This window comes from Wylensekiella montiformis (assembly GCF_009697385.1).
GTDB lineage: Bacteria > Bacillota > Negativicutes > Selenomonadales > Selenomonadaceae > Selenomonas_A > Selenomonas_A montiformis.
Genome location: NZ_VUNL01000002.1, coordinates 33,923 through 52,469, shown reverse-complemented (window position 1 = coordinate 52,469; position 18,547 = coordinate 33,923). Strand labels below are relative to the sequence as shown.

The window sequence follows — 18,547 nt, the reverse complement described above, 5'->3', positions numbered from 1 at the left end:
CAGCTTCGTAAGCGAAGACTATGATAAGGAGGTAAAACAATGCCAAGAAAAGGTTCCGTACCGAAGCGTGACGTACTGCCGGATCCGGTGTACCACTCCAAAACGGTTACGAAATTCATCAATAAGGTAATGCTCTCGGGCAAAAAGAGTGTTGCCGAGCGCGTCGTTTATGATGCGTTTGAGACGATCCGTGCCAAAACGGGCAAGGATCCGCTGGAGGTTTTTGAGACGGCTCTTAAGAATGTTATGCCGGTTCTCGAGGTACGTGCCCGCCGCGTCGGTGGTGCTAACTATCAGGTCCCGGTTGAGGTTCGTCCGGACCGTCGCATGACGCTCGGCATTCGCTGGATTGTCAATTATGCGCGCCTTCGCGGCGAAAAGACCATGGATGAGCGCCTTTCCGGTGAACTCATGGACGCTGCCAACAATACGGGCGCAGCAATCAAGAAGAAGGAAGATACGCACAAGATGGCAGAGGCCAACAAGGCTTTCGCTCACTATCGTTGGTAATCCTTTTTCATATCTATTAAGGAGCGATATTAAAAGTGGCAAGAGAGTATTCCCTTGAAAAAACTCGCAATATCGGTATCATGGCTCACATTGATGCCGGTAAGACGACTACTACTGAGCGTATCCTCTTCTATACGGGCGTCAATCACAAGATTGGCGAGGTCCATGACGGCGCAGCTACCATGGACTGGATGGTTCAGGAGCAGGAGCGTGGTATCACGATCACGTCCGCTGCAACGACCTGCCATTGGCTGGATCATCGTATCAATATTATTGATACGCCGGGCCACGTGGATTTTACGGTAGAAGTTGAGCGTTCCCTCCGTGTTCTTGATGGCGCTGTGACAGTCCTTACTGCCCGCGGCGGCGTTGAGCCTCAGACGGAGACGGTTTGGCGTCAGGCTGAGAAATATAATGTTCCGCGCATGGCTTATGTCAACAAGATGGATATTACCGGCGCAAACTTCTTCAATGTTGTCAAAATGATGCATGAACGCCTTCAGGCCAATGCGGTTCCTATTCAGCTGCCGATCGGTGCTGAGGATGAGTTCAAAGGCATCATCGATCTGGTCAAGATGGAAGCCATCGTTTACGAAGATGATCTTGGCAAAGTTGAGGATGAAGTCGCGATCCCCGATGATTTGAAGGATCAGGCCGAAGAATACCGTGAGAAGCTTCTTGAAGCGCTGTCCGAGCTCGATGATGATTTCATGGAGAAATACCTTGGCGGCGAGGAAATCAGCGAGGCGGATATCAAGAAGGTTATCCGCAAAGGAACCGTTGAGTGCAAGCTCGTTCCGGTAACCTGCGGTACGTCTTATCGCAACAAGGGCGTTCAGCCCCTGCTCGACGCGATTGTTGACTACATGCCTGCCCCGACGGATATTCCGCCGATCGCGGGAGTCAACCCGGAAACCGGTGAGGAAGATCATCGTCCGGCAAGCGACGATGAGCCGTTCTCTGCTTTGGCGTTTAAGATCATGACGGATCCGTATGTCGGTAAACTCGCATTCTTCCGCGTTTATTCCGGCGTGCTTGATGCCGGCTCTTATGTCTATAACTCGACGAAGGGCAAAAAAGAGCGTATCGGCCGTATTCTCCAGATGCATGCCAATAATCGTAAGGAGATTGAAAAGGTATACAGCGGAGACATCGCAGCTGCTGTCGGACTTAAGGATACGACGACAGGCGATACGCTTTGCGACGAAGAGCACCCGATTATTCTTGAGTCCATGGAGTTCCCGGATCCGGTTATCTCCGTTGCCGTTGAACCGGCTACGAAGAACGATCAGGAGAAGATGGGCGTAGCGCTCCAGAAACTCGCAGAAGAGGACCCGACCTTCCGTGTCCGCACGGATCAGGAAACCGGACAGACGATTATTTCCGGTATGGGTGAGCTTCATCTGCAGATTATCGTTGACCGTATGCTTCGTGAGTTCCATGTGGACTGCAAGGTCGGCGAGCCGCAGGTTGCTTATCGTGAGACGATTCGCAAGTCGGTCAAATCCGAAGGCAAGTTCGTTCGTCAGTCCGGCGGTCATGGCCAGTACGGTCATTGCTGGCTGGAACTCATTCCGCAGGAGCCGGGCGAAGGCTTCAGCTTTGAAAATAAGGTCGTTGGCGGTGCGATTCCGAAGGAATTCATCAACCCGATCGAAGCCGGCGTCAAGCAGGCTATGGAAGCAGGCGTCGTCGCTGGTTATCCGATGGTGGATATCAAGGCGATTGTCTATGACGGTTCCTTCCACGAAGTCGACTCCTCCGAGGCGGCATTCAAGGTTGCCGGTTCGATGGCATTCAAGAGTGGTGCGGAGAAGGCGGATCCGGTTCTTTTGGAGCCGTATGTCAAAGTGGAAGTTACTGTGCCGGAAGAGTATATGGGTGATGTCATTGGCGATTTGAATTCCCGCCGCGGTCGTATTGACGGCATGGAAGCGCGCAATGGTGCACAGGTTATCAACGGATTTGTTCCGCTTTCCGAAATGTTCGGTTACTCCACGGATCTCCGTTCCAAGACTCAGGGCCGAGGGAACTACAGCATGGAAGTTGCTTACTATGATGAAGTTCCTAAGAATATAGCCGAAAAAGTTATTGCTAAAAACAAAGGCGAATAAGGGAGGAAAAAACACAAATGGCTAAAGAAAAGTTTGAAAGAACTAAACCGCATGTTAACATCGGTACCATCGGTCACGTTGACCATGGCAAGACGACGCTGACGGCTGCTATCACGAAAGTTCTGTCCGAGACGGAAGGCTGCAAAGCTGCGTTCGAGGATTATGCGGATATCGATAAGGCTCCGGAAGAGCGTGAGCGCGGTATCACGATCAACACGGCACACGTCGAGTATGAGACGACGAAGCGCCATTACGCACACGTTGACTGCCCGGGCCATGCTGACTACGTCAAGAACATGATCACTGGTGCTGCTCAGATGGATGGTGCGATTCTGGTTGTTTCCGCTGCTGACGGCCCGATGCCGCAGACGCGTGAGCACATCCTGCTCGCTCGCCAGGTCGGTGTTCCGGCAATCGTTGTCTTCCTGAACAAAGTTGACCAGGTTGACGATGAAGAGCTCCTCGAGCTCGTCGAGATGGAAGTTCGCGAGCTGCTCTCCAGCTACGATTTCCCGGGCGATGATATTCCGGTTATTGCAGGCTCCGCTCTGAAAGCCCTTGAGGGTGACGAAGAGATGAAGAAGAAGATTCTGGAGCTCATGGACGCTGTTGACGAGTACATCCCGACGCCGACCCGTGATACGGATAAGCCGTTCCTGATGCCGGTCGAGGATGTCTTCACGATCACTGGCCGTGGTACGGTTGCTACGGGCCGTGTTGAGCGTGGCGAGCTGAAGATGAACGATACGGTTGAGATCGTTGGCCTTCAGGATGAGCCGAAACAGACGGTTGTTACGGGCATCGAGATGTTCCGCAAGATGCTGGATTCCGCCGTTGCCGGTGATAACATCGGTGCGCTGCTGCGCGGCATCGACCGTAAGGAAATCGAGCGTGGTCAGGTTCTGGCTAAGCCGGGCACGATTCATCCGCACACGACGTTTAAGGCTCAGGTTTATGTCCTGACGAAGGAAGAAGGCGGCCGTCATACTCCGTTCTTCACGAACTATCGCCCGCAGTTCTACTTCCGCACGACGGACGTTACTGGTGTAGTCAAGCTGCCGGAAGGCACGGAAATGGTTATGCCTGGCGATAACGTCGAGATGGATGTTGAGCTCATTACCCCGATCGCTATCGAGAAGGGTCTGCGTTTCGCTATCCGTGAAGGCGGTCATACGGTTGGTGCCGGCCGCGTAACGGAAATCGAAGGCTGATTTTCAAGTCAATGAAACCATAGGTAAGAGCGGCGCTCGCGTCGCTCTTATTTAAAGGTTTTATATGAGGTGTACCCCCCAATGCGATGACGTGGCAGATGGCTCGGTATTGTCCGAGGGAACTGTTACGGAGAAATGTTTGGACCAAGAGTCCGGACGATAAGGAGGAAAAGCAATTGTCTAAGAATCAAAAAATCAGAATCCGGTTGAAGGCTTATGATCATAAAGCCCTCGATCAGAGCGCAGTAAAGATTGTGGATACTGCAAAAAAGACCGGTGCAATGGTATCGGGTCCGATTCCACTCCCGACGGAGAAGAATATCTACACGATTTTGCGTTCCCCGCATGTCAATAAGGATTCCCGCGAGCAGTTCGAGATGAGAACTCACAAGCGTCTTATCGACATCCTGCAGCCGACGAATAAGACGGTAGATGCGCTGATGCGCCTTGACCTTCCGGCTGGTGTAGACATCGAAATCAAATTATGATCCGAGGAGGTGGAATGAATGTCTAAAGCAATTTTGGGTAGAAAACTGGGCATGACTCAGATCTTCACGGAAGAAGGCAAAGTTGTTCCTGTTACGGTTGTCGAATCCGGCAACAATGTGGTAATTCAGAACAAGACGGTGGAAAGCGATGGCTACAACGCCGTTCAGCTTGGCTTCGGTGAAGTAAAAGAATTTAAAGTAAACAAACCAATGAAGGGCCATTTCGAAAAAGCTGGTGTTAAACCGGTGAAGTTCATTCGCGAAATGCGTCTTCAGGATCCTTCTGAATATAAAGTCGGTGATACCATCGGCGTTGACATATTTAGTGCTGGAGAGTTAGTCGATGTTACAGGTACCTCTAAAGGTAAAGGTTTTGCCGGCGGTATCAAGCGTCACAACTTTGCTTGTGGTCCTATGGGACATGGTTCCAAATCCCATCGCGAGCCCGGCTCCACTGGTGCAATGATCAGCGGACCTGGCGGACGTGTGCTCAAAGGCAAAAAACTGCCGGGCCGTATGGGTGGAGAGCGTGTTACAGTCCAGCGCCTCACGGTTGTCCGTGTCGATGCTGACCGCAATCTCATTCTCATCAAGGGCGCTATCCCGGGCCCGAAAAAGAGCTTCGTTGTGATCAAAAACACCGTGAAACCGGGCAAAAACTGATTGGAAGGAGGAATACCTAAATTATGGCTAAAGTAGCAGTTTATGACATCACCAACAAGCAGGTTGGCGATATCGAATTGAATGACAGCATCTTCGGCGTAGAGATGAACGCAGGTCTTCTTCATCAGGCCGTTGTTATGCAGCTTGCAGCACAGCGTCTGGGTACGCATGCAACGAAGACGAGAAGCTTCGTTCGTGGCGGCGGCCGCAAGCCTTGGAAGCAGAAGGGAACGGGCCGTGCCCGCTCCGGTTCGACGCGCAGCCCGCTGTGGGTCGGCGGCGGCACGGTCTTTGGACCGCATCCGCGCAAGTATGCCTTCAGCATGCCGCGCAAGCAGCGCCGTCTTGCGATTAAGTGCGCGCTGTCGGATAAGGTCAAGAGCGGCGATTTCGTTGTGCTTGACACTCTTAATTTTGACGCGCCGAAGACGAAACAGGTCGTTAAAATGCTGGGCGATTTCAGCGTAGACTCCAAGGCTCTCTTCATTACCGCTGACGAGGCTGAAAATGTAGAGAAGTCCGCACGCAACATTCCGGGTGTGAAAGCCATCAACACGATGGGGCTGAATGTGTTCGATATTCTGAATCATGACAAGCTCTTCATCACGAAGGATGCCATCACCCGCATCGAGGAGGTATTCGCATAATGGAAGCACGTGATATCCTGATCCGCCCGCTGATCACTGAGAGAACGACTCAGCTTATGGCTGAGGGCAAGTACGTCTTCGTTGTAGCGAAAGCGGCAAACAAGATCGAGATTGCTAAAGCTGTTGCCGAAGTGTTCAAGGTGAAGGTTGAAAAGGTCAATACGGTTAACGTACTTGGCAAAACAAAACGCATGGGCCGCACGTCTGGAAAGCGCCCTGATTATAAAAAAGCCATTGTAAAGCTCGCTGCTGGCGAAAGCATTGAGTTCTTCGAGGCATAATAAAGAAAAGGAGGTAAATTTAAGTGGCAGTAAAGAGTTTTAAACCATATTCTGCAGGCCGCCGTTTCATGACCGTCGCTTCGTTCGATGAAATTACGGCAAGCAAGCCTGAGAAATCCCTGACGGAACGCCTGACCAAAAAAGGCGGCCGCAATCAGCAGGGCCGTCTGACCGTTCGCCATCAGGGCGGCGGACATAAGCGCCTTTATCGCATTATCGATTTCAAACGCAACAAGGACGGGATTCCGGCTCGTGTCGCTACGATTGAATACGATCCGAACCGCAGCGCCCGCATTGCGCTCCTCAACTATGTTGATGGTGAGAAGCGTTATATTCTTGCACCGAACGGACTGAACGTCGGCGATCAGGTCGTTTCTGGTCCGGAAGCGGACATCAAGGTTGGCAATGCGCTTCCGCTGAAGAACATTCCTGTTGGTACGACCATTCATAACGTTGAACTCAAGATCGGCAAAGGAGCCCAGCTTGTCCGCAGCGCCGGCGTTTCGGCACAGCTCATGGCAAAGGAAGGCGATTACGCCCTGCTCCGCATGCCGTCCGGCGAGCTTCGCAAGGTTCATGTGAATTGCCGCGCGACGATCGGTGAAGTCGGCAATCTGGAACATGAAAACATCACGATCGGTAAAGCAGGCCGCAACCGCTGGCTCGGCATTCGTCCGGAGAACCGCGGTACCGCGATGAACCCGAACGACCATCCGCACGGCGGCGGCGAGGGCCGTTCCCCTGTTGGCCGCAAGAACCCTGTCACGAAATGGGGCAAATGCGCGATGGGCGCCAAGACCCGCCGCAAAAAGGCTTCGGATCGTCTCATCGTCAAAGGACGCACGAAATAACAATAGAAATCGACAGGCTGCTTGATGCTGCCTGACGAAAGGAGGAGACACTTTGTCAAGATCTATTAAAAAAGGACCTTACGTTGCAGAAAGCCTGATGAAGAAGATCACGGCGCTCAACGAAGCTAACGATAAAAAAGTTGTAAAGACCTGGTCGAGAAGCTCCACGATTTTCCCTGATTTCGTCGGTCATACGATTGCCGTACATGATGGTCGCAAGCATGTTCCGGTATACATCACGGAAGATATGGTTGGCCATAAGCTCGGCGAATTCGCTCCGACTCGTACGTTCAAGGGTCATGGCGGCGAAGAGAGAAAGACTGCACTGAAATAATTTTGCGAAAGGAGAATTCCTGTGGAATCTAAAGCAGTAGCTAAGTTCGTTCGCATTACTCCGCGCAAAGTTCGTGTAGTCCTGGATCTTATCCGTGGCAAGAACGTTGCAGAAGCATTTGCGATCCTGAAATTCACGCCGAAAGCCGGCTCTGAAGTTGTTGAAAAGGTTCTGCGTTCTGCTGTTGCAAACGCTGAGAACAATTTTGATATGGATGTGGATAAGCTGTTTGTCAAGACGGCGTTTGCCGATCAGGGCCCGACGCTCAAGCGCATCCATCCGCGTTCCCGTGGACAGGCGTTCAAAATCTTGAAACGCACGTCCCATGTCACTGTCGTCGTAGACGAGAAGAACTGAGAAGGAGGGAAACGGATTGGGTCAGAAAGTTAATCCGCATGGTATTCGTCTTGGCATTGTCAAGACTTGGGATGCTAAGTGGTATGCAGATAAAGAATTTGCAGCAAACCTGCATGAAGATATCAAAATCCGCGACTATCTGAAGCAGAGCCTTCAGGCAGCCGGTGTGTCCAGAATCGAGACGGAGCGCAGCAAGAACCGTCTGAAACTCACCATCCATACGGCAAAACCGGGTATGGTTATCGGCCGTGGCGGTTCGGGCATTGAGCAGATCAAAGAGGGTCTGAAAAAATATACGGAAAAGCGTGTCGACATCAATATTGCGGAGATTAAACAGCCGGATATGGACGCTACGCTCGTTGCTGAGAACATCGCTCAGCAGCTCGAACGCCGCATCGCTTTCCGCCGTGCTATGAAGCAGGCAGTTGGCCGTACGATGCGTCTTGGCGCAAAGGGTATCAAGGTTGCTCTGGGCGGCCGTCTCGGCGGTGCCGAAATTGCCCGCAAGGAGTCTTATCGCGAAGGCAGCATTCCCCTTCATACGCTGCGTGCTGACATCGACTATGGCACGGCAACGGCTCATACGACTTACGGCGACATCGGCGTAAAGGTATGGATCTTCAAGGGTGAAGTTCTTCCGGAAAGAAAGCAGCGTGAGGCTGTAGCTGAAGGGAGCGAAGCTTAATGTTATTACCAAAGAGAGTAAAATATCGGAAACAGTTCCGCGGCCGCATGAAGGGCAAAGCTCATCGCGGCAATACGGTCAGCCATGGTCAGTATGGTCTAGTTGCCCTTGAGCCGGCATGGATTACGAACCGTCAGATCGAGGCAGCGCGTATCGCTATGACGCGTTACATTAAACGTGGCGGTCAGGTATGGATCAAGATTTTCCCGGATAAGCCGGTTACGGCAAAGCCGGCTGAAACCCGCATGGGTTCCGGTAAAGGTTCGCCGGAGTACTGGGTAGCCGTGGTAAAACCGGGCCGTGTCCTCTTTGAGATGGACGGCGTGAGCAAAGAGATTGCCATGGAAGCTATGCGTCTTGCAGGCCATAAGCTGCCGATTAAGACGAAGTTTGTAGAAAAAGAGACTAAAGCAGAGGGCGGTGAAGTAAATGAAGGTTAATGAAATTCGTGAGATGAGCGCTGACGAGCTTAACCAGAAACTTGCTTCGCTCAAAGAGGAACTGTTCAACCTCCGTTTCCAGCTTGCTACCGGCCAGCTTGAGAACCCGATGCGTATCAAAGAAGTGAAGAAGACGATCGCTCGCATTAAGACGATCCAGCGCGAGGCAGAGCTTAAAGCCTGATCGCAACTGATATGCAAAAGGAAGGAGGCTCCCTGATGAGCGAAAGAAACGTACGTAAAGTAAAAATCGGTAAAGTCATTTCCGATAAAATGGATAAAACAGTTGTCGTTGCCGTTGAAGAACTGGAGCAGCACAAACTGTACAAGAAACCGGTAAAAAGAACCGTTAAGTTCCATGCGCATGATGAAAAAAATGATGCACATGTCGGTGATAAAGTTTCCCTGATGGAGACGCGCCCGCTGTCCAAGACGAAGCGCTGGAGAGTTGTCGAAGTCGTCGAGAGAGCGAAATAATCCCAAAAAATCAAAGAAGGAGGTCAAACAATGATCCAACAGCAAACCATCCTGAATGTTGGGGATAACACTGGCGCAAAGGAAATTATGTGCATCCGCGTCATGGGCGGTTCTTACCGCAAGTACGCCAACATTGGTGATATCATCGTGGCAGCAGTCAAGTCGGCTGCTCCGGGCGGCACAGTTAAAAAAGGCGATGTCGTCAAAGCCGTTGTCGTTCGCAGCGTTAAGGGCCTGCGCCGTGCAGATGGCTCGTATATTCGCTTTGATGAGAACGCGGCAGTTATTATCAAAGACGATAAGACCCCGAGAGGGACTCGTATTTTCGGACCGGTTGCCAGAGAGCTTCGCGATAAGAATTTCATGAAGATCGTATCGCTGGCTCCAGAAGTACTTTAATTGTGAGGAGGTGCGATTTTGGCATTCGTTAAGATGAACGTAAAAAAAGGTGACACGGTCGTTGTGTTATCCGGTAAAGATAAAGGCAAACAGGGCAAAGTCGTTACGGCTATGCCGAAGAAAGGCAAGGTTATCGTGGAAGGTGTCAACAAGGTGAAACGCCACACGAAGCCGAATCAGAAGGCACCGCAGGGCGGAATCCTCGTCAAAGAGGCGCCGATGCACGCCTGCAAGGTCATGCTGGTTTGCCCGGCTTGCTCGAAGCCGACCCGCGTAGCTCACAAGGAAGTCAATGGCAAAATGGTCCGTGCTTGCAAGAAGTGCGGCGAAGTCATCGATCAGACGAAATAAGCAGGAAAGGAGGAACATAAGTGGATAGATTACAGGAAAAATACCAGAATGAGGTCTGCAAGGCCATGACAGAGAAGTTTGGCTATAAGAACGTGATGCAGCTTCCGAAAATCGATAAGATCATTATCAACATGGGCGTTGGTGAAGCGGTCGGCAATCCGAAAGCACTGGATTCTGCAGTCAGCGATCTGACGATTATCTCCGGCCAAAAGCCGCTGCTGACTCGCGCGAAAAAGTCTCTGGCGGCATGGAAACTTCGCGAAGGCATGCCGATCGGATGCAAAGTTACGCTGCGCGGCACACGCATGTATCAGTTCCTTGACAAATTCATGAACGTTGCTCTTCCGCGTGTCCGCGATTTTCGTGGTGTCAGCGGCAAGGCCTTTGATGGTCGTGGCAACTATGCCATCGGTCTCAAGGAGCAGTTGATCTTCCCTGAGATTGAATATGACAAGATTGATAAGATTCGTGGCATGAATATTGTTATCGTTACGACGGCAAAAACAGATGAAGAAGCCAGAGAGCTCCTGAAACTCATGGGCATGCCGTTCAGTGCATAAGGAGGTAAGGAATCTTGGCTAAGAAGTCAATGGTAGAGAAGTGGAGCAAAGAACCAAAGTTCTCCACGCGCGCTTATAACCGCTGCAAGATCTGCGGCCGTCCGCATGGTTATATGCGTAAGTTTGACATGTGCCGTATCTGCTTCCGTGAGCAGAGCTATAAAGGTGCTATCCCTGGCGTAACCAAAGCCAGCTGGTGATGTATTTTTTGATAAAAGGAGGATATCGATTCAATGGCAATGACTGATCCTATTGCAGATATGCTGACTCGTTTGCGCAATGCAAACAATGTATACCATGAGAGCGTTGAAATTCCCGGTTCCAAAGTCAAGAGCGCAATTGCAGCGGTCTTGAAGGAAGAAGGCTTTATCAGCGATTATACGTTCACTGAGGATGGAAAACAGGGAATCATCAATGTTTCCCTCAAGTATGGTCCGAATCGTGAAAAAGTTATTTCCGGTATCAAGCGCATCTCGAAGCCTGGCCTTCGTCAGTATGCAAAACATGATGAGCTTCCGCGTGTTCTCGGCGGCCTCGGCATCGCTATCATTTCCACGTCTAAGGGAATCATGAGCGATAAGCAGGCCCGTAAAGCTGGTCTCGGCGGCGAAGTCGTGGCATACGTTTGGTAATTGAAGTAGTCAGGAGGTGTACAGATGTCAAGAATTGGTAATGCACCGATTGAAATCCCGGCTGGCGTAACGGTTACGCTCGGTGAGGACAATCTGGTCAAAGTAAAGGGCCCGAAAGGTGAGCTTTCCCGCCATATTCATCCGGAAATGAAAGTAACCATCGAAGGAAACATCCTTAAAGTGGAGCGTCCTTCCGATGATAAGACTCACAGATCGCTTCATGGTCTGTCCCGTTCTCTCATCCACAACATGGTTGTTGGAGTAACGGAGGGTTATTCCAAAGAGCTCGAAATCAACGGTGTCGGTTATCGTGCCCAGAAGAAGGGCAAAAACCTCAACCTGTCCCTTGGTTTCTCCCATCCGGTTATCGTCGAGCCGCCGCAGGGCATCGAGTTCGATGTACCGTCTGCTAATGCCATCACGGTCAAGGGCATCGATAAGGAAGTCGTCGGTCAGATCGCAGCAGAGATCCGCAGCTTCCGTGAGCCGGAGCCGTACAAAGGCAAGGGCATCAAATATGCTGGTGAGCATATTCGCCGCAAAGAAGGTAAAGCCGGCGCTAAAGGGAAGAAATAAGGAACGGATTCGAGAAAGGAGTGAATCTCTGTGTTTCTTAAAGCAGATAAGAACAAGGCACGCCAGAAACGTCATCTGCGTGTCCGCAACCATATCGCAGGTACGGCAGCACGTCCGCGCCTCAATGTATATCGCAGCCTCGCGAACATTTACGCTCAGGTTATCGATGATGAGAACGGCGTGACTCTCGTCTCCGCCAGCTCTCAGGACAAAGGATTTGAGAATTACGGCGGAAACATTGAAGCAGCAAAAGCCGTTGGTGCTGAAGTTGCTAAACGCGCTTTGGAAAAAGGCATCAGCGAAGTAGTTTTTGACCGCGGCGGTTATGTCTATCATGGCCGTGTCGCTGCTCTGGCAGAAGCGGCCCGTGAAGCTGGTCTCAAATTCTAAATCAATGATCTGAAGGAGGTAAATGAATGGCTAGAAATATGGACAACGAAACTCCTGAGTTCGAGGAGAAAGTTGTATATATCAATCGAGTTGCAAAAGTCGTTAAAGGCGGCCGCCGCTTCTCGTTCAGCGCGCTTGTCGTTGTAGGAAATAAAAAAGGCAAGGTTGGCGTTGGCCTCGGCAAAGCCGCTGAGGTTCCCGAAGCAATCCGCAAGGGGGTTGAGGATGCGAAGAAAAACCTCGTGACGGTTGCTCTGCTGGATGATCGTACGATCCCCCATGAGATGATCGGCATTTTCGGCGCAGGACGCGTTATGCTGAAACCGGCTGCAAAAGGTACCGGTGTGATTGCTGGCGGCCCGGCTCGTGCTGTGCTTGAACTGGCTGGCATTAAGGATATTCTGACGAAGTCTCTTGGCTCGTCCAATCCGAACAACATGGTTCGTGCAACGATGGAAGGCTTAAAAGCCTTGAAGCGTGCAGAAGCAGTTGCTGAACTTCGCGGCAAGACGGTTCAGGAAATCTTGGGTTAATAGGAGGCTGTGAAATGGCAAAAGTCAAAGTTACACTGAAAAGAAGCCTGATCGGCCGTCCGGAAACGCAGCGCAAGACGGTACGTGCTCTGGGTCTTCGCAAGATCAATTCGGTCGTTGAACTCCCGGACAATCCCGCAATCCGTGGCCAGCTTCATAAAGTGGAGCATCTGATCTCGGTAGAAGAAATCGCAGATTAATAGCAGAACAGGAGGTGTATCAGATGAAATTACATGAATTGCAGCCCGCCGCTGGTTCCCGCAAAGTCCGCAATCGTGTCGGACGCGGCATTGGATCCGGTAATGGCAAAACGGCAGGTCGTGGCATGAAAGGCCAGAATTCCCGCAGCGGCGGTGGCGTCCGCACTGGTTTTGAAGGCGGCCAGATGCCGATTTACCGCAGACTTCCGAAGCGTGGCTTCAAGAATATTTGGGCCAAGACCTTTGCTGAGGTAAATGTAGAATCTTTGAACCGGTTTGAGGATGGAACTACGGTGGATCCGGTGGTCCTCGTGGAATCCGGCATTCTCAAGAATGTTCAGGATGGAATCCGCATCCTCGGCAATGGCGAGCTCACCAAAAAGCTGACGGTTCGTGCCAACGGCTTCACAAAATCCGCAGAAGAAAAGATTACGGCAGCAGGCGGCAAAGTTGAGGTGATCTGAGGTGCTCTCAGCCCTTGGCAACGTTTGGAAGATTCCGGAGCTCCGGCAAAAGATCACATTTACGTTGATCATGTTTGCCGTATTCCGGATGGGGACGCATATTCCCGTCCCTGGGGTTGACCCGACCGCAATCGAGCAATTGTTTGCGAACGGCAATCTCTTCGGTTTGTTGGATCTCTTTTCTGGTGGTGCATTCAGTAAGTTCTCCATTTTTGCGATGTCCATTACTCCGTATATTAATGCGGCGATCATCATTCAGCTCTTGAATGTTGTTATTCCCACATTGGAGCAATGGTCAAAAGAAGGCGAAGAAGGACATAAAAAAACCACCCAGGTGACACGTTATCTCACTGTTGTATTGGCTTTTTTTCAGGCGATTGGCATGGCCATCGGCCTGAAAGCCGCAATTTTGAACCCGAATCCGGTCAACATTTTGATTATTGCAATCACATTGACGGCTGGTACGGTGTTCCTGATGTGGCTTGGCGAGCAGATCACGGCGCAGGGCGTTGGCAATGGCATTTCGCTTATTATCTTCGCCGGCATCGTCGCGGCGCTGCCTAAAAATATCGGTACAATTTATCATTATGTTCAGGCTGGTACGATCAGCTATTTCAGTGTGTTCATGTTCGGCGTCATTGCTCTGGCAATGGTTGTCTTTGTCGTTCATGTTGAGAACGGCTTCCGGCGGATCCCGATTTCCTATGCGAAACGCGTGGTCGGTCAGAAAGCCTACGGCGGTCATTCCAGTCACATTCCGCTGAAAGTGAATCAGGCGGGAGTTATTCCTATAATCTTTGCGTCATCCGTGCTGATGTTTCCAGTAACCATTGCCCAGTTTGTTGATATTCCCTGGGTAAAGACGGTTGCCAGTTATCTTGAGTGGGGAAAACCGCTTCAGACCACCTTATACGTCGGGATGATTATTTTCTTCACTTATTTTTATACTGCGGTTACTGTAAAGATATCGGATATGGCAGAGAATCTGAAAAAATACGGTGGTTTCATCCCGGGAATCCGCCCGGGACAGCCAACGGCGGATTACCTGGATCACGTCATGACTCGTATCACTCTTGCGGGTTCCATTTTCCTTGCTTTTATTGCCGTTCTGCCCAATATGATTGCTGCGGCAACGCACATTGAGGGCGTTTACTTTGGCGGCACGGCATTGCTGATTGTTGTCGGTGTCGCGCTCCAGACGATGAAGCAGATCGAATCCATGATTGTAATGCGTCATTATGAAGGGTTCATGAAATAAGAGGAGGCAAAGATGCATATCTTGTTAATGGGCCCCCCGGGTGCCGGAAAAGGCACGCAGGCGGCTGAACTGGTCAAAGCTTTTGACATTCCGCATATCTCCACCGGCGACATGTTCCGTGCCGCCATGAAAGAAGGAACGGAGATGGGGAAGAAAGCCAAGTCCTACATTGATGCAGGCAATCTGGTTCCCGACTCGGTGACGGTCGGCATTGTCCGTGACCGTTTGGCTCAGGATGACTGCCGGAAAGGGTTTATCCTCGATGGTTTCCCGCGTACCGTCGATCAGGCGCATGCACTCGATGGTATTCTGAAAGACTTGGGGCTGACCCTGACCCGCGTGCTGAACATCAATGTTCCGTCGGCCGATCTCATCGAACGTGCCGTAGGACGCCGCATTTGCAAGAAATGCGGAGCTACCTATCATGTCAGATTCAATCCTCCGAAAAAAGAGGGAATCTGCGATGAGTGCGGCGGCGAGCTTTTCCAGCGTGCGGACGATACGGAAGAGACGATGAAGAATCGCCTCTCCGTATATGAAGATTCCACGAAACCGCTGATCGATTATTATCAGAAAGCGGGCGTTTATACGGAAGTGGACGGCAGACAGGCTATTGACAAAGTGACAAAGGATCTTGTTGAGGCTTTGAAGCACTGAGTTGAGGGCGTTGGTGAGACTCACTGAACGATAGAAATGATTGTAGGGGGCGGCTATGATGCCGCCCATTACAATGATTGTATCTGAATAAAGATTGACAACCTGTTGTTGGGCATGGCATTGATAAGAAAATGCAGAAGCTCCTTAGATGACTTTGGCCCAACCAATTTCAGTTGAAGGAGAAAAAACATGTCAAAGCAAGATGTTATCGAAGTAGAAGGAAAAGTACTGGAAGCACTGCCCAATGCAATGTTCCAGGTTGAACTTGAGAATGGTCATGTTGTACTGGCGCATGTATCCGGTAAGATTCGTATGAATTTCATTCGTATCCTTCCCGGTGACAAAGTCACAATCGAACTCACGCCGTATGACTTAACGCGTGGCCGTATAACCTACCGATTCAAATAAGTCATCTCCGCTTTTGCGGGTTTCCTGTTTTTTTCATGTTTTTTCCGTTTTCCTCTAGGCAGGATGCGATAAACATGATATACTAGCAAAATGAGACTGACAATAAAGAAAAGGAGGCAGAACGAATATGAAGGTAAAACCGTCAGTAAAACGGATTTGTGAGAAATGCAAGATCATTAAACGCAAAGGCCGTGTTATGGTCATCTGCGAAAATCCGAAACATAAACAGAGACAAGGTTAATGAATGAATAAGGAGGTGCTTTATTAATGGCACGTATTGCCGGTGTAGATTTACCCCGTGACAAGAGAATTGAAATTGCATTGACGTACATTTTTGGTATCGGTCTGAAGACGTCTCAGGATCTCCTGAAAGAGACTGGCATCAATCCGGATACCCGTACGCGTGACCTCACGGAGGATGAAGTTGTAAAACTTCGTGATGCCATCGATAAGAACGTTATCGTCGAAGGTGACCTTCGCCGTGAGCGTCAGATGAACATCAAGAGACTCGTTGATATCGGCTGCTACCGTGGTCGTCGCCACCGTCTTGGCCTTCCTGTCCGTGGACAGAATACTAAGAATAACGCCCGTACCCGTAAAGGCCCGAAAAAGGCCGTAGCAGGCAAGAAGAAAGACTGATAAAGGAGGGTTAACTGGTGGCAGTTAAGAAAGCAGTTCGCACGAAGAAAAAAGTTCGTAAGAACATTGAATATGGCGTGGCGCATATCAGCTCCACGTTCAATAATACGATTGTTACGCTCACTGATAAGAGCGGTAATGCACTTTCCTGGGCAAGCGCAGGCGGTCTTGGTTTCCGCGGCTCCCGTAAGAGCACGCCGTTTGCCGCGCAGATGGCTGCTGAAACGGCGGCAAAAGCAGCAATGGAGCATGGGCTCAAGCAGGTTGAGGTCTATGTAAAAGGACCGGGTGCCGGCCGTGAAGCAGCAATCCGTTCCCTGCAGGCAACCGGCCTCGAAGTGAACATGATCAAGGATGTTACTCCGATCCCGCACAACGGATGCCGTCCGCCGAAGCGTAGAAGAGTTTAATAGGAGGTGCAGTAACCAGATGGCAATTGATAGAGTACCAGCCATTAAAAGATGCCGCGCTCTTGGCATCGAGCCGGCTGTTATCGGCCGTTCCAAAGAATCGAAGCGCCAGCCGCGCCGTACGAACCGCAAGGTTTCTGAGTATGGTACGCAGCTGAAAGAAAAACAGAAAGCAAAGTTTATCTATGGTGTGCTGGAGAAGCAGTTCCGTGGATACTATGATAAAGCAAAGAAAATGCAGGGAGTAACTGGTGAAAACCTGCTGGGCCTCCTTGAGCGCCGCCTTGACAACGTCGTGTTCCGTCTTGGCCTTGCCAATACGCGCCGTCAGGCTCGCCAGCTCGTTCGTCATGGCCATTTTACGGTCAATGGCAAGCGTGTAGACATTCCGTCTGCCCTTGTTTCCGCGAACGATGTGATTGCTGTTGCCGAGAAGAGCCAGAGCAATGCCTTCTTCAAGGAACTTAAAGAGAGCAACAATGCTCTTTCGGCTCCCGCATGGCTGCAGGCTGATCAGAGCAACCTTACGGGTACGGTGACCCGTTTCCCGAATCGCGATGAGATCGATGTTCCTGTCAATGAACAGGCTATCGTCGAGTTGTACTCCAAATAATGAATCTTTGTGCTTGTGCGCATAGTGTTCGATGAATTATTGAGGAGGTTCATTTCAGATGATAGACATCGAGAAACCGAAAATTGAAATTGCGGAAATCAGCGAAGATAACCGTTATGGTAAATTCATCTGCGAGCCGCTTGAGCGTGGCTATGGCACGACATTCGGCAATAGCTTGCGCCGGATGCTGCTGTCTTCGCTGGAAGGTGCTGCAATTACCTCCATCCGGATTGATGGCGTCCTGCATGAGTTCTCCACCATTCCGGGGGTCCGGGACGATGTGACCAATATCGTTCTGAACCTGAAGCAGCTTTGCCTCAAGATGGCGGGCAGCGAACCGAAGATCATCCGCATCGATGTGGAGGGAGAAAAAGAGGTCACGGCTGCTGACATCATTTGTGATGCCGAGATAGAGATCCTCAATCCTGACCTCCATATTGCCACGGTGGATGAAACGGGGAAATTAAAGATTGAGATGACCGTAGAACGCGGCCGCGGCTATGTTCCGGCAGATAAGAACAAGAAGCCGGACGATACGATCGGTGTCATTCCGATTGATTCGATCTTCTCGCCGGTACAGCGCGTCAATTACACGGTACAGGATACGCGTGTAGGAAACGTTACCGACTATGACCGGCTGATTCTCGAAGTCTGGACCGATGGGTCTCTTCGTCCGGAAGAAGCAGTCAGCAAGGCTGCCGGTATTCTGGTCATGCATCTCAAGCTGTTCCAGAATATGGACGGTCTGCCGGAGGAAATCGAGGAAGAAGAAGCATCCTTCCCCGAAGAGGAAGAAGACGATTCTTCAAAGGTTCTGGATATGACCATTGAGGATCTGGATCTTTCGGTACGTTCTTTCAACTGTCTGAAACGCGCTAATATCAACACGGTCGCTGACCTTGCTGACAAGACGGAAGAAGACATGATGAAGGTACGCAACCTTGGCCGCAAGTCTTTGGAAGAGGTCAAAAAGAAGCTCGAGGAACTCGGTTTGGCTCTGAGAGAAAATAACGATTGAAAAGAGGGAAATAAATGAGCTACAGAAAATTGGGACGTAACTCCGCAGCCCGTAAGGCGCTGTTCACCAGTATTCTTACTTCCTTCTTCAAATATGGGCGCATTGAAACGACGGAAGCAAAGGCGAAAGAGCTCCGCAAATTTGCGGATCAGTTAATCACGCTGGCAAAGCGTGGGGATCTGAGCGCTCGTCGTCAGGCTATTGCTGCCCTTGCTGATGAAGATGTAGTGAGAAAGCTGTTTGATGAAATCGCAGGAAAGTATGCTGACCGTCAGGGTGGCTATACGCGCATCCTGAAGCTCGGCGTTCGCCGCGGCGATGCAGCTCCGATGGTGATCATCGAGCTCGTATAATTGCAAAAAGGCCGTCAGCCCTTTATTT

The 18,547-nt window shown here is 50.8% G+C and carries 33 protein-coding genes; all 33 read left to right on the top strand.

All coding sequences use genetic code 11. The features are described from left to right. Positions 1-39 precede the first annotated feature (39 nt). The 33 genes from rpsG to rplQ all read left to right on the top strand — a co-directional run bounded on the left by rpsG (position 40) and on the right by rplQ (position 18,519). Complete coding sequence (gene rpsG, locus FYJ78_RS01835) at positions 40-510, top strand: 30S ribosomal protein S7 (protein WP_005842089.1); 471 nt, start codon at positions 40-42, stop codon at positions 508-510. 35 nt (positions 511-545) lie between these two features. Next, positions 546-2,624 carry an elongation factor G gene (gene fusA, locus FYJ78_RS01830; protein ID WP_328597609.1) on the top strand — a complete coding sequence of 693 codons (2,079 nt, stop codon included), beginning with the start codon at positions 546-548 and terminating at the stop codon, positions 2,622-2,624. Positions 2,625-2,641: 17 nt separating this feature from the next. Next, a complete protein-coding gene (tuf, locus tag FYJ78_RS01825; protein WP_154619695.1) occupies positions 2,642-3,835 on the top strand; it encodes an elongation factor Tu in 1,194 nt (397 codons plus the stop codon). Between the two features lie 176 nt (positions 3,836-4,011). Beyond that, positions 4,012-4,323, top strand: coding sequence for a 30S ribosomal protein S10 (gene rpsJ / locus FYJ78_RS01820; protein WP_014423834.1), 312 nt, complete (start codon positions 4,012-4,014; stop codon positions 4,321-4,323). 18 nt (positions 4,324-4,341) lie between these two features. After that, positions 4,342-4,986, top strand: coding sequence for a 50S ribosomal protein L3 (rplC, locus tag FYJ78_RS01815; RefSeq protein ID WP_154619694.1), 645 nt, complete (start codon positions 4,342-4,344; stop codon positions 4,984-4,986). A gap of 23 nt (positions 4,987-5,009) precedes the next feature. Beyond that, positions 5,010-5,633, top strand: a complete 624-nt coding sequence (rplD, locus tag FYJ78_RS01810) for a 50S ribosomal protein L4 (RefSeq protein ID WP_154619693.1) — start codon at positions 5,010-5,012, stop codon at positions 5,631-5,633. Beyond that, positions 5,633-5,914 carry a 50S ribosomal protein L23 gene (rplW, locus tag FYJ78_RS01805; protein WP_154619692.1) on the top strand — a complete coding sequence of 94 codons (282 nt, stop codon included), beginning with the start codon at positions 5,633-5,635 and terminating at the stop codon, positions 5,912-5,914. Before rplD ends, rplW begins: the two co-directional genes overlap by 1 nt. Before the next feature lie 23 nt (positions 5,915-5,937). Next, positions 5,938-6,765: a 50S ribosomal protein L2 gene (gene rplB / locus FYJ78_RS01800; protein ID WP_328597608.1), complete on the top strand. Its 828-nt coding sequence runs from the start codon at positions 5,938-5,940 to the stop codon at positions 6,763-6,765. A gap of 52 nt (positions 6,766-6,817) precedes the next feature. After that, positions 6,818-7,099, top strand: coding sequence for a 30S ribosomal protein S19 (rpsS, locus tag FYJ78_RS01795; RefSeq protein WP_154619691.1), 282 nt, complete (start codon positions 6,818-6,820; stop codon positions 7,097-7,099). A 21-nt stretch (positions 7,100-7,120) separates the two neighbouring features. After that, on the top strand, positions 7,121-7,456 hold the full coding sequence (gene rplV / locus FYJ78_RS01790) for a 50S ribosomal protein L22 (protein ID WP_328597607.1): 336 nt from the start codon (positions 7,121-7,123) through the stop codon (positions 7,454-7,456). A gap of 16 nt (positions 7,457-7,472) precedes the next feature. Then, on the top strand, positions 7,473-8,141 hold the full coding sequence (rpsC, locus tag FYJ78_RS01785; protein WP_154619690.1) for a 30S ribosomal protein S3: 669 nt from the start codon (positions 7,473-7,475) through the stop codon (positions 8,139-8,141). Further along, complete coding sequence (gene rplP, locus FYJ78_RS01780; protein WP_154619689.1) at positions 8,141-8,581, top strand: 50S ribosomal protein L16; 441 nt, start codon at positions 8,141-8,143, stop codon at positions 8,579-8,581. The genes rpsC and rplP overlap by 1 nt, the downstream gene beginning before the upstream one ends. Then, a complete protein-coding gene (gene rpmC / locus FYJ78_RS01775; protein WP_154619688.1) occupies positions 8,571-8,765 on the top strand; it encodes a 50S ribosomal protein L29 in 195 nt (64 codons plus the stop codon). The genes rplP and rpmC overlap by 11 nt, the downstream gene beginning before the upstream one ends. A 35-nt stretch (positions 8,766-8,800) precedes the next feature. Next, complete coding sequence (rpsQ, locus tag FYJ78_RS01770) at positions 8,801-9,058, top strand: 30S ribosomal protein S17 (protein ID WP_154619687.1); 258 nt, start codon at positions 8,801-8,803, stop codon at positions 9,056-9,058. A 30-nt stretch (positions 9,059-9,088) separates the two neighbouring features. Next, complete coding sequence (gene rplN / locus FYJ78_RS01765) at positions 9,089-9,457, top strand: 50S ribosomal protein L14 (protein ID WP_154619686.1); 369 nt, start codon at positions 9,089-9,091, stop codon at positions 9,455-9,457. A gap of 33 nt (positions 9,458-9,490) precedes the next feature. Then, positions 9,491-9,808, top strand: coding sequence for a 50S ribosomal protein L24 (gene rplX / locus FYJ78_RS01760; RefSeq protein WP_195847832.1), 318 nt, complete (start codon positions 9,491-9,493; stop codon positions 9,806-9,808). 20 nt (positions 9,809-9,828) lie between these two features. Further along, positions 9,829-10,368, top strand: a complete 540-nt coding sequence (rplE, locus tag FYJ78_RS01755; RefSeq protein ID WP_328597606.1) for a 50S ribosomal protein L5 — start codon at positions 9,829-9,831, stop codon at positions 10,366-10,368. A gap of 14 nt (positions 10,369-10,382) precedes the next feature. Beyond that, the gene (locus FYJ78_RS01750) at positions 10,383-10,568 is read left to right on the top strand and encodes a type Z 30S ribosomal protein S14 (RefSeq protein ID WP_033169654.1); all 186 of its coding nucleotides are present in this window, start codon (positions 10,383-10,385) and stop codon (positions 10,566-10,568) included. A 33-nt stretch (positions 10,569-10,601) separates the two neighbouring features. Beyond that, complete coding sequence (gene rpsH / locus FYJ78_RS01745) at positions 10,602-11,000, top strand: 30S ribosomal protein S8 (protein WP_154619684.1); 399 nt, start codon at positions 10,602-10,604, stop codon at positions 10,998-11,000. Positions 11,001-11,024: 24 nt separating this feature from the next. Further along, complete coding sequence (gene rplF, locus FYJ78_RS01740; protein WP_154619683.1) at positions 11,025-11,576, top strand: 50S ribosomal protein L6; 552 nt, start codon at positions 11,025-11,027, stop codon at positions 11,574-11,576. Positions 11,577-11,606: 30 nt separating this feature from the next. Next, on the top strand, positions 11,607-11,966 hold the full coding sequence (gene rplR / locus FYJ78_RS01735; protein WP_328597605.1) for a 50S ribosomal protein L18: 360 nt from the start codon (positions 11,607-11,609) through the stop codon (positions 11,964-11,966). Positions 11,967-11,992: 26 nt separating this feature from the next. Next, entirely contained in the window at positions 11,993-12,499 is a 507-nt protein-coding gene (rpsE, locus tag FYJ78_RS01730; protein WP_154619682.1) for a 30S ribosomal protein S5, read from the top strand. Positions 12,500-12,513: 14 nt separating this feature from the next. Beyond that, a complete protein-coding gene (rpmD, locus tag FYJ78_RS01725) occupies positions 12,514-12,699 on the top strand; it encodes a 50S ribosomal protein L30 (RefSeq protein ID WP_154619681.1) in 186 nt (61 codons plus the stop codon). Between the two features lie 23 nt (positions 12,700-12,722). Then, entirely contained in the window at positions 12,723-13,163 is a 441-nt protein-coding gene (gene rplO / locus FYJ78_RS01720; protein WP_154619680.1) for a 50S ribosomal protein L15, read from the top strand. A gap of 1 nt (position 13,164) precedes the next feature. Beyond that, positions 13,165-14,421 carry a preprotein translocase subunit SecY gene (secY, locus tag FYJ78_RS01715; RefSeq protein ID WP_328597604.1) on the top strand — a complete coding sequence of 419 codons (1,257 nt, stop codon included), beginning with the start codon at positions 13,165-13,167 and terminating at the stop codon, positions 14,419-14,421. Positions 14,422-14,433: 12 nt separating this feature from the next. Then, on the top strand, positions 14,434-15,078 hold the full coding sequence (locus FYJ78_RS01710) for an adenylate kinase (RefSeq protein WP_154619679.1): 645 nt from the start codon (positions 14,434-14,436) through the stop codon (positions 15,076-15,078). 189 nt (positions 15,079-15,267) lie between these two features. Continuing rightward, positions 15,268-15,486, top strand: a complete 219-nt coding sequence (gene infA, locus FYJ78_RS01705; RefSeq protein WP_009645081.1) for a translation initiation factor IF-1 — start codon at positions 15,268-15,270, stop codon at positions 15,484-15,486. 127 nt (positions 15,487-15,613) lie between these two features. Next, the gene (rpmJ, locus tag FYJ78_RS01700) at positions 15,614-15,727 is read left to right on the top strand and encodes a 50S ribosomal protein L36 (protein WP_005842139.1); all 114 of its coding nucleotides are present in this window, start codon (positions 15,614-15,616) and stop codon (positions 15,725-15,727) included. Positions 15,728-15,753: 26 nt separating this feature from the next. Further along, on the top strand, positions 15,754-16,125 hold the full coding sequence (rpsM, locus tag FYJ78_RS01695; protein WP_154619678.1) for a 30S ribosomal protein S13: 372 nt from the start codon (positions 15,754-15,756) through the stop codon (positions 16,123-16,125). Between the two features lie 17 nt (positions 16,126-16,142). After that, positions 16,143-16,535: a 30S ribosomal protein S11 gene (rpsK, locus tag FYJ78_RS01690; RefSeq protein ID WP_005842142.1), complete on the top strand. Its 393-nt coding sequence runs from the start codon at positions 16,143-16,145 to the stop codon at positions 16,533-16,535. 19 nt (positions 16,536-16,554) lie between these two features. Beyond that, positions 16,555-17,148, top strand: coding sequence for a 30S ribosomal protein S4 (rpsD, locus tag FYJ78_RS01685; protein ID WP_154619677.1), 594 nt, complete (start codon positions 16,555-16,557; stop codon positions 17,146-17,148). Positions 17,149-17,206: 58 nt separating this feature from the next. Next, the gene (locus FYJ78_RS01680) at positions 17,207-18,166 is read left to right on the top strand and encodes a DNA-directed RNA polymerase subunit alpha (protein WP_154619676.1); all 960 of its coding nucleotides are present in this window, start codon (positions 17,207-17,209) and stop codon (positions 18,164-18,166) included. Positions 18,167-18,180: 14 nt separating this feature from the next. Beyond that, entirely contained in the window at positions 18,181-18,519 is a 339-nt protein-coding gene (rplQ, locus tag FYJ78_RS01675) for a 50S ribosomal protein L17 (protein ID WP_154619675.1), read from the top strand. Positions 18,520-18,547 lie beyond the last annotated feature (28 nt).

Coding starts and splice junctions, on each gene's coding strand:
- rpsG (WP_005842089.1), top strand. CDS start 40: ATGCCAAGAAAAGGTTCCGTACCGAAGCGTGACGTACTGCCGGATCCG.
- tuf (WP_154619695.1), top strand. CDS start 2,642: ATGGCTAAAGAAAAGTTTGAAAGAACTAAACCGCATGTTAACATCGGT.
- rplC (WP_154619694.1), top strand. CDS start 4,342: ATGTCTAAAGCAATTTTGGGTAGAAAACTGGGCATGACTCAGATCTTC.
- rplD (WP_154619693.1), top strand. CDS start 5,010: ATGGCTAAAGTAGCAGTTTATGACATCACCAACAAGCAGGTTGGCGAT.
- rplW (WP_154619692.1), top strand. CDS start 5,633: ATGGAAGCACGTGATATCCTGATCCGCCCGCTGATCACTGAGAGAACG.
- rplP (WP_154619689.1), top strand. CDS start 8,141: ATGTTATTACCAAAGAGAGTAAAATATCGGAAACAGTTCCGCGGCCGC.
- rpmC (WP_154619688.1), top strand. CDS start 8,571: ATGAAGGTTAATGAAATTCGTGAGATGAGCGCTGACGAGCTTAACCAG.
- rpsQ (WP_154619687.1), top strand. CDS start 8,801: ATGAGCGAAAGAAACGTACGTAAAGTAAAAATCGGTAAAGTCATTTCC.
- rplN (WP_154619686.1), top strand. CDS start 9,089: ATGATCCAACAGCAAACCATCCTGAATGTTGGGGATAACACTGGCGCA.
- rplX (WP_195847832.1), top strand. CDS start 9,491: ATGAACGTAAAAAAAGGTGACACGGTCGTTGTGTTATCCGGTAAAGAT.
- rpsH (WP_154619684.1), top strand. CDS start 10,602: ATGGCAATGACTGATCCTATTGCAGATATGCTGACTCGTTTGCGCAAT.
- rplF (WP_154619683.1), top strand. CDS start 11,025: ATGTCAAGAATTGGTAATGCACCGATTGAAATCCCGGCTGGCGTAACG.
- rpsE (WP_154619682.1), top strand. CDS start 11,993: ATGGCTAGAAATATGGACAACGAAACTCCTGAGTTCGAGGAGAAAGTT.
- rpmD (WP_154619681.1), top strand. CDS start 12,514: ATGGCAAAAGTCAAAGTTACACTGAAAAGAAGCCTGATCGGCCGTCCG.
- rplO (WP_154619680.1), top strand. CDS start 12,723: ATGAAATTACATGAATTGCAGCCCGCCGCTGGTTCCCGCAAAGTCCGC.
- FYJ78_RS01710 (WP_154619679.1), top strand. CDS start 14,434: ATGCATATCTTGTTAATGGGCCCCCCGGGTGCCGGAAAAGGCACGCAG.
- infA (WP_009645081.1), top strand. CDS start 15,268: ATGTCAAAGCAAGATGTTATCGAAGTAGAAGGAAAAGTACTGGAAGCA.
- rpmJ (WP_005842139.1), top strand. CDS start 15,614: ATGAAGGTAAAACCGTCAGTAAAACGGATTTGTGAGAAATGCAAGATC.
- rpsM (WP_154619678.1), top strand. CDS start 15,754: ATGGCACGTATTGCCGGTGTAGATTTACCCCGTGACAAGAGAATTGAA.
- rpsD (WP_154619677.1), top strand. CDS start 16,555: ATGGCAATTGATAGAGTACCAGCCATTAAAAGATGCCGCGCTCTTGGC.
- FYJ78_RS01680 (WP_154619676.1), top strand. CDS start 17,207: ATGATAGACATCGAGAAACCGAAAATTGAAATTGCGGAAATCAGCGAA.
- rplQ (WP_154619675.1), top strand. CDS start 18,181: ATGAGCTACAGAAAATTGGGACGTAACTCCGCAGCCCGTAAGGCGCTG.